General features: G+C 67.2%; 7 protein-coding genes. 5 read left to right on the top strand and 2 right to left on the bottom strand.

Going from position 1 to position 6,856, the window contains the following annotated elements; genetic code table 11:
• From ACN0T5_RS21285 to ACN0T5_RS21265, 5 genes are all read left to right on the top strand, one after another.
• Positions 1–388 (top strand): DUF1045 domain-containing protein (locus tag ACN0T5_RS21285; protein ID WP_417770607.1); only part of this gene is annotated, 388 nt, incomplete at its 5' end.
• Entirely contained in the window at positions 379–1,518 is a 1,140-nt protein-coding gene (locus ACN0T5_RS21280) for an alpha-D-ribose 1-methylphosphonate 5-triphosphate diphosphatase (protein WP_417770606.1), read from the top strand. The genes ACN0T5_RS21285 and ACN0T5_RS21280, both read left to right, overlap by 10 nt.
• Positions 1,519–1,535: 17 nt before the next feature.
• Positions 1,536–2,093, top strand: a complete 558-nt coding sequence (phnN, locus tag ACN0T5_RS21275) for a phosphonate metabolism protein/1,5-bisphosphokinase (PRPP-forming) PhnN (RefSeq protein ID WP_417770605.1) — start codon at positions 1,536–1,538, stop codon at positions 2,091–2,093.
• Positions 2,094–2,339: 246 nt separating this feature from the next.
• Positions 2,340–3,074 (top strand): FkbM family methyltransferase, encoded by a 735-nt coding sequence (locus tag ACN0T5_RS21270; protein ID WP_417770604.1) that lies wholly within the window; start codon positions 2,340–2,342, stop codon positions 3,072–3,074.
• Between the two features lie 163 nt (positions 3,075–3,237).
• Positions 3,238–3,939, top strand: a complete 702-nt coding sequence (locus ACN0T5_RS21265; RefSeq protein WP_417770603.1) for a response regulator — start codon at positions 3,238–3,240, stop codon at positions 3,937–3,939.
• Between the two features lie 35 nt (positions 3,940–3,974).
• Here the strand turns inward: ACN0T5_RS21265 and ACN0T5_RS21260 are convergent, their stop codons facing one another.
• Complete coding sequence (locus ACN0T5_RS21260) at positions 3,975–5,327, bottom strand: hybrid sensor histidine kinase/response regulator (RefSeq protein ID WP_417770602.1); 1,353 nt, start codon at positions 5,325–5,327, stop codon at positions 3,975–3,977.
• Positions 5,324–6,511 (bottom strand): FIST N-terminal domain-containing protein, encoded by a 1,188-nt coding sequence (locus ACN0T5_RS21255; protein ID WP_417770601.1) that lies wholly within the window; start codon positions 6,509–6,511, stop codon positions 5,324–5,326. Before ACN0T5_RS21255 ends, ACN0T5_RS21260 begins: the two co-directional genes overlap by 4 nt.
• Between the last annotated feature and the right edge of the window lie 345 nt (positions 6,512–6,856).

The raw sequence follows: 6,856 nt of genomic DNA, 5'->3' as shown, positions 1-6,856 counted from the left end.
GGCGGCCGATATCGTCCGCCATTTCGACCGGTTCCGTGCGCCGCTCAGCGAAGCCGACCTGGCGAGGCGGAACCCGGAACGGCTCGCTCCGCCCTTGCGCGCCAATCTGGAGGCCTGGGGCTATCCCTATATTTTCGACGCATTCCGCTTTCATATGACGCTCACCGAGCGGCTCCGCGCCGAAGATGCCGCGCGGGTTCTTCCGGTGCTCGAGGCGCATTTCGGCGACGTGCTGGCCGAGCCGGTGGCGATGGACCGGCTGGCGCTCTATGTCGAGACCGCGCCCGGTGTCCCCTTCACATGCCTTCACGAGGTGGCGCTTGCCGGCGTCGCCGAGCCCGGCCGCGAGATGGCCGACCTGCCTGGAAAGACCGAAACATGGACATGACGCTGACAAACGCCCGGATCGTGCTGGACGGGGAAGTGATCGAGGGATCGCTTCATGTCCGGGACGGCAGGATTGCCGGCATCGACAGCGGGCCCTCGACGGTTCCCGGAGCCGAGGACATGGAGGGCGATCATGTCATCCCGGGTCTGGTGGAGCTGCATACGGACCATCTGGAAAACCACTACGCGCCGCGCCCCAAGGTTCGCTGGAACCCGATTGCCGCCGTATGCGCGCATGATGCGCAGATCGCGGCCAGCGGCATCACCACCGTCTTCGACGCGCTGCGCGTCGGTCTTGACGAGGACACGGACATCACCTCGCAGGACATGCGACGGCTGGCGGATGCCATCGAGGCGGGGGTCGCCAAGGACCGGCTGCGCGCCGATCACTTCATCCACCTGCGCTGCGAGGTGTCGGCGCCCAATTGCCTCGAAAGCTTTGCGGTTTTCGACAATGATCCGCGTGTGCGCATCGCCTCCTTGATGGACCATTCGCCCGGCCAGCGCCAGTTCGCCAGCCTGGAGGCCTATGCGGTCTACTACAAGGGCAAGATGAAGATGAGCGATGCGGAGTTCAACGCGTTTTGCGAGCGCCGCATGGCGGAGTCGGCGGAATGGTCGGACGCCAATCGCAAGGTCGTCGCGGAGAAGTCCCGCGCCCGCGGCATCGTGCTGGCGAGCCATGACGATGCCACCAATGCGCATGTTGAGGAGGCCATCGGGCTCGGCATCTGTGTCGCCGAGTTTCCGACGACGCTGGAGGCCGCGCGCGCCTCGAAGGATCAGGGGCTGGCGGTGCTGATGGGGGCGCCCAATGTCGTGCGCGGCGGCTCCCATTCCGGCAATGTCTCGGCCCGGGAACTGGCCAGCCACGGCCTGCTCGACATCCTGTCGTCGGACTACATCCCCTTCAGCCTGATCCAGTCCGCCTTCTTCCTTGGCGAGGTGGTGGAGGAAATCGACCTGCCGCAGGCGATCGCCATGGTGTCGAAAACCCCGGCGCGCTCCGCCGGGCTCGATGATCGAGGCGAGATCGCCGTCGGCAAGCGCGCCGATCTGGTGCGTGTGCGGGTCGAGGAGCATATCCCGATCGTGCGCACCGTGTGGCGCGAGGGGCGGCGGGTGGTGTGAGCGCCGGGGACCCCGCCATGACCGATCCGCAAGGCCGCCTCGTCGCTGTGGTCGGCCCCAGCGGCGTCGGCAAGGACAGCCTTCTGGCGCTTGCCCGCGAGGCTTTTGCCGACCGGCCGGAACTGCTGTTCGTGCGAAGGACGATCACCCGGCCGGCCACCGGCGATGCGGAGGCGCATCTGCCGATGAGCCGGGAGGAGTTCGACCGGGCGGAAGCCGAAGGCGCCTTCGCATTCTGCTGGCGTGCGCATGGCCTGGGCTATGGCTTGCCCGCCGCGCTCGGCGACCATCTGCAGGCAGGCCGTCCGGCAGTCGTCAACGGCTCGCGCAAGGTTCTGGCGAAAATGGCGGAGCGTTTCCCTGGCCTTGCCGTCATCTCGATCACCGCGAGCCCCGAGGTCCTGGCCCGCCGCTTGTCGGCGCGGGGCCGCGAGAGCGCCAGTGAAATCGCGGACCGCATTGCGCGGGCGAGCGAACCGCTGCCCGTGGAGCCGGCCGCGATCATCGACAACAGCGGCACGCTCGCCGATGCCGGTCGCCAGATGGTTGCCGCCATCCACGGCCTGACCACCTGAACCGGCGGCTTTCCCCCTTGCCCGTTTTCACGGTTTCTTCCGCATCGGGGCCCCTTGCCAGAGCTTGCGAGCTTTGCGACAAGGAGAAGGTCGAATACGCGCAATGCGAGTATTGTAATAATTACCTATATTTGGTTGCAGAGCCGTCCTTGACGCCGCGTCGTCGAAGAAAGGGCACGGATCGGGCAGTCCGGCGGTGCGGGCGGCATCGGCCGAAGCGGTGACAAGCACGAGGGAGTGAACAGGATGTCGGGACAGCTCGTAACCCATGGTACCAGCGGACTGGTGCTGAGCCTCGACGAGGAGGTCGCCAACGAGCGGATCGTCACCGAGATCCGGCGCGGCCGCTACGAGGCTTCGGAACTCGCCATGGCCTCGCGCTTCGTGCGGAAGGATGACCGGGTGCTGGAGCTCGGCGCCGGCGTCGGCTTCATTTCCGCCGGTGTCATGCGCAATGTCGGCCCGGCCTATTATGCCGCCGTGGAGGCCGATGCACGGCTTGTCCCTCACATTCGCGAGACGCATGTCCGCAACGGGGTCGAGGGCGTCGAGGTGATCAACGCGGCCTTCGTCACGGATCCGCAGGTGCTTGAAAAGGGGTTCGTCGAGTTCACCCTGCATCGCGAGTTCTGGCGCTCCGGCATCGGCCAGGACCAGGACGGGGTGACCGAGACCGTGCGCGTGCCGGCCGTGGATGCCTCCGCCTTCATCGCCGACAAGGGGATCACCGTGCTGATTTCCGATATCGAGGGGGCGGAGCTGGACCTGTTGCGCAACCTGCGAAAGGGCGGACTGCAGCGGATCATTCTCGAACTGCATCCCCAGCGCATCGGCAAGGCCGGGGTGATCGAGATCTTCTCCGGCCTGTGCGCGGAAGGCTTCGCCTACAACGTCAACCTGTCGGAAGGCTCCGTCGTCTGCTTCGAGGCGGTCGGCGATGCGGAGGCGGACGAGGCGGAGCTGTTCACCCGCTTCGCATGACCTGCGCGTGCGGGTCCTCTCTCGTCCTTTAGTCCGCTTGCCGGGCGCTGCGGGCTTCGTGAAACTTGCTCTCCAGCGGGTGCCGGACTGTCCGGCCCCGTCACGGGTCGCGCCGCGCCGCTTTCAACATGCGGCTGTCGGTGTGATGGTCGGAGCGAGCGAGATGACAGCAGATGCCGGCATAATGACGAAGTTCCTGATCATCGACGATCACCCGCTGTTCCGCGAGGCGCTGCACAGTGCGGTGACGCTCGCCTATCCGGATGCGGAAACGCTCGATGCCGCCTCCCTGCCGGAGGCATGCGACATCCTGGCGGGCGAGTGCGGTTTCGACCTGGCCCTGCTCGACCTCAACATTCCCGGCGTGCGTGGCATGGACGGGCTGCTGCATCTGCGCACCCATTTCCCGCGCCTGCCGGTGGTTGTCGTCTCTGGTCACGAGGATCCGCGGGTGGTGTCCCAGGTCATTGCCTATGGTGCCGCCGGCTTCATTCCGAAATCCTTCAAGAAGGCGGCCCTTGCCGATGCGATCCAGAAGGTGATCAACGGGGCGGTGTTCGTGCCGGAGAATCTGGCGGTGGCCGGCGAGGCGCAACTCGACACGCGCGCGCGCGACATGATCGCCCGGGTCGCAAGCCTGACGCCGCAGCAGCTGAAGGTGCTGGGCATGATCCGGGACGGCTTGCTCAACAAGCAGATCGCCTATGAGCTGCAGGTGGGGGAGACCACGGTCAAGGCGCATGTTTCGGAGATCCTGCGCAAGCTCGGCGTTCACAGCCGCACCCAGGCGGTCATCGAAATGTCGCGGCTTGACCAGATCTCCGACCTTGACCCGGCCGATCCCTTCGGCAGCGCGGCGGGGTAGCGGGGCCTCGCCTGCACGCCGCGCTTGTCGGGGCTTCAGGGCGCGCGGGCGAGCATGTGGGCCATCAGGGCCCGCAGCTGCGCCGGTTTCACCGGCTTTGCCATGAACTCGGCACCCAGCTGTGCCGCCTGGTGCATGACCGTTTCGGTGATGTCGGCGGTGGCCAGGATCACGGGCAGGTGGCGGCCGAGCCTGTGCAGCAGCACGGCCACGGTTCGGGTGCCAAGATCGCCATGGTCGAGATGCTGGTCGGCGATGACAAGATCCGGCACGAAGCCCTGATCGAGCACGCCCAGGGCTTCGCCCTGACTGGCCGCGGACCGGTGATCGCAGCCCCAGCCGTCGAGCAGCACCGACATGGCGCGGGTCACGTCCGGGTCGTTCTCCACGAGCAGGACCCGGCGGCCGGACAGGGTCGCGTCGCGGGGCTGGTGCGGTGCCGGCGAAGGGGGCGTGTCCGCGCCCTGCATGGCCTCGCAGCGCCTGGCGAGGATGCGGAACCGGCTGCCCTTGCCGACTTCCGAGGTCAGGCTGAGCTCGTGGCCGAGGGTGGTGACCAGCCGCTTGACAATCGACAGGCCGAGGCCGAGGGCGCAGTCTCCGTCCCGCCCGGTGCGTTCCCTGGCCGGGGAGCCCCGGTGGAACTCGTCGAAGATCCTTTCGCGCTGGTCGAGGGGGATGCCGCAGCCGGTGTCGACCACCTCGATCGCGATCATGTCGCCGCGTCGGCGGGTGCCGATCAGCACGCCGCCGCGGTCGGTGTAGCGGATGGCGTTCGAGATCAGGTTCTGCAGCGCCCGGCGCAGCATCGTGCGGTCGGAGCGGACATGGTCCCCGGCGATGGCCGTCTGCAGGCGCAGGCCCTTGGCCTCGGCGATCGGCCGCAGGTCGGAAAGCAGCGAATCGATCACCGGGGTCAGCGGCACCGCCGAAAGGCTCGGCACCATGACGCCGGCATCGAGGCGGGAGATGTCGAGCAGCGTGTGCAGCAGCTCGTTCATCGTGTCCAGGGCCCGCTCGACCTGGGTCACCATCGCCCGGCCGCGCTCGTTTTCCTGCAGGTCGTGCAGCGCCGACATGGTCAGTTGCGCGGCATGCAGCGGCTGCAGCACGTCATGGCTGGCAGCGGCCAGGAAGCGCGTCTTCGACTGGTCTGCGCGTTCGGAGATCTCCTTCTGCCGGGCGAGCTCGGCATTGGTGCGCTCCAGGTTGCGCAAGGTGGAGGTGAGCTCGTCGGTGCGCCGGCGCACCTGGCCCTCGAGCGCGATCGCCGTCTGGAACAGGGAGAAGGCGTTGCGCTGCTGGTCCATCGCCCGCTCGACACGGTTGAGCAGCGCGTCGTTGATCTTCTTCAGCCGGTCGACGTCGTCGATGTCGAGGATGCTCATGCGCCGGCCTCCCGCGCCGTTCCGGGACCGAAGGCGATGCCCGTGAAGGTCTGGTTCAGATGCATCGACAGATACTGTTCGCCGTAGGTGTTGAAGCCGATGACGTTGTTGTCGCGATAGATCTCGGCGATGCGATGGGTCACCTGCCGGTTGCGGGCATCGATCCGGCGCAGCACGCAGTCGAAGCCGAGGACGAAATCGATGCCGCCGATGCGCTCGCGCACCGCGTCGAAGGCGGCCCGCGTGGTGCGCGTCATGCCGGCCGGCTCGGCGACGGTCATGACGATGCCGTCGTCGATGGCGCAGAAGAAGGAGAGCGATCCGTCGCCATTCATTTTCTGCACCGACCGGCAATAGTACTCGCCTCCGACACGCACGACGAGCGGATGCGAGGCGAAGCTCATCGGCGACAGGCTGCCCGGGTCGATGCCGATGACCCGGGCGTATTCGCTTCCCGCCGGCGCGGCGTTGAACTCGTGCACGATGCGGCGGTCGGGATCGGACCGGGTGACGACCAGCTTGTTCGGCGTCGGCACGAAATTGTCGGTCTTGAAGATGTGGAAGGGAACCGGCGTCTCGACAAGGATCAGGATCGCGGCGTCGCTGGCCGGTTCTCCGTCGAGGATCAGCGTGGTCGCACCGAAACGCATGTCGTCGCCGGCCGATCCTCCCAGCAGCGGCACGTCGTCGAGGCCCCAGTGGAGGGCGGCGGTCGCCGCTTCCTCGGCAAAGGAAAGCCCGTCGATCAGGCAGAGCGCGAAGCGGCTGGCGCTGGTTTCCGTCTCGGGCGCGCCGGCTGCGATGAAGGTCCGCTTGGCCTCGCTCACCTGGGCGACGATGCGCTCCATTCCGGCATTGCGCAGGTCGCGGACGCACAGCGCCTCGATACGGAAACTCGCCGCCGGAAACAGGATGACGACGAGATTGCCTTCCGAGACGCCGGCGCGGGTGATCTCGCCGGCCGTCGAGCAGGCGGCATAGCGCAGACCCGGGCAGGCATCCGCAAGGGCCGCGCCGAGCGGGCCGGCGGCGAAGCGGGAGGACGAAAAGAACCCGAGTGCAAAGCCCGCACCGACACGCATGCGCGCCTCGGCGACACGCGTCCAGAAACAGGCGTCGTGCGGATCGTCGCATTCGAGCGCGACGATGCCGCAGGCCTGGTCGATGCCGCCATTCGGCTGCACGTTTTCCTCCCTCTCGCCGCGATGGCCCTGCCCGGCCGGCACGAGGGTGGCCGGGCGCGGCTGCGCGACTGGGGTTCACTCTAGGGCTGACGCCTTCGTTCTGACAAGCGTGGCGCATCGGGGGACGTTCGACCGAAAGTACAGTGTACAAGGCCGGCTGCCTGTCCTTTCCTGAGGGTGGCCGCAGGGAGGCCCGTCGTCGTCAGGACGCGGGTGCCGGCCAGGACCCGCGGGCTCGGCGCGGGTTCGCCGAAGCCGGGAGGGTTTCCATGGATTTGGTAGGTGAGTACCGTTTGTTTGCAGGTCGTGGTGTTGTGTGGGAAGCGTTGAATGACGCGGATGTTT

It is taken from the genome of Stappia sp., from assembly GCF_048261845.1.
In the GTDB taxonomy this organism is placed as follows: Bacteria; Pseudomonadota; Alphaproteobacteria; order Rhizobiales; family Stappiaceae; genus Stappia.
This window is presented reverse-complemented; position numbering and strand designations above follow the sequence as displayed.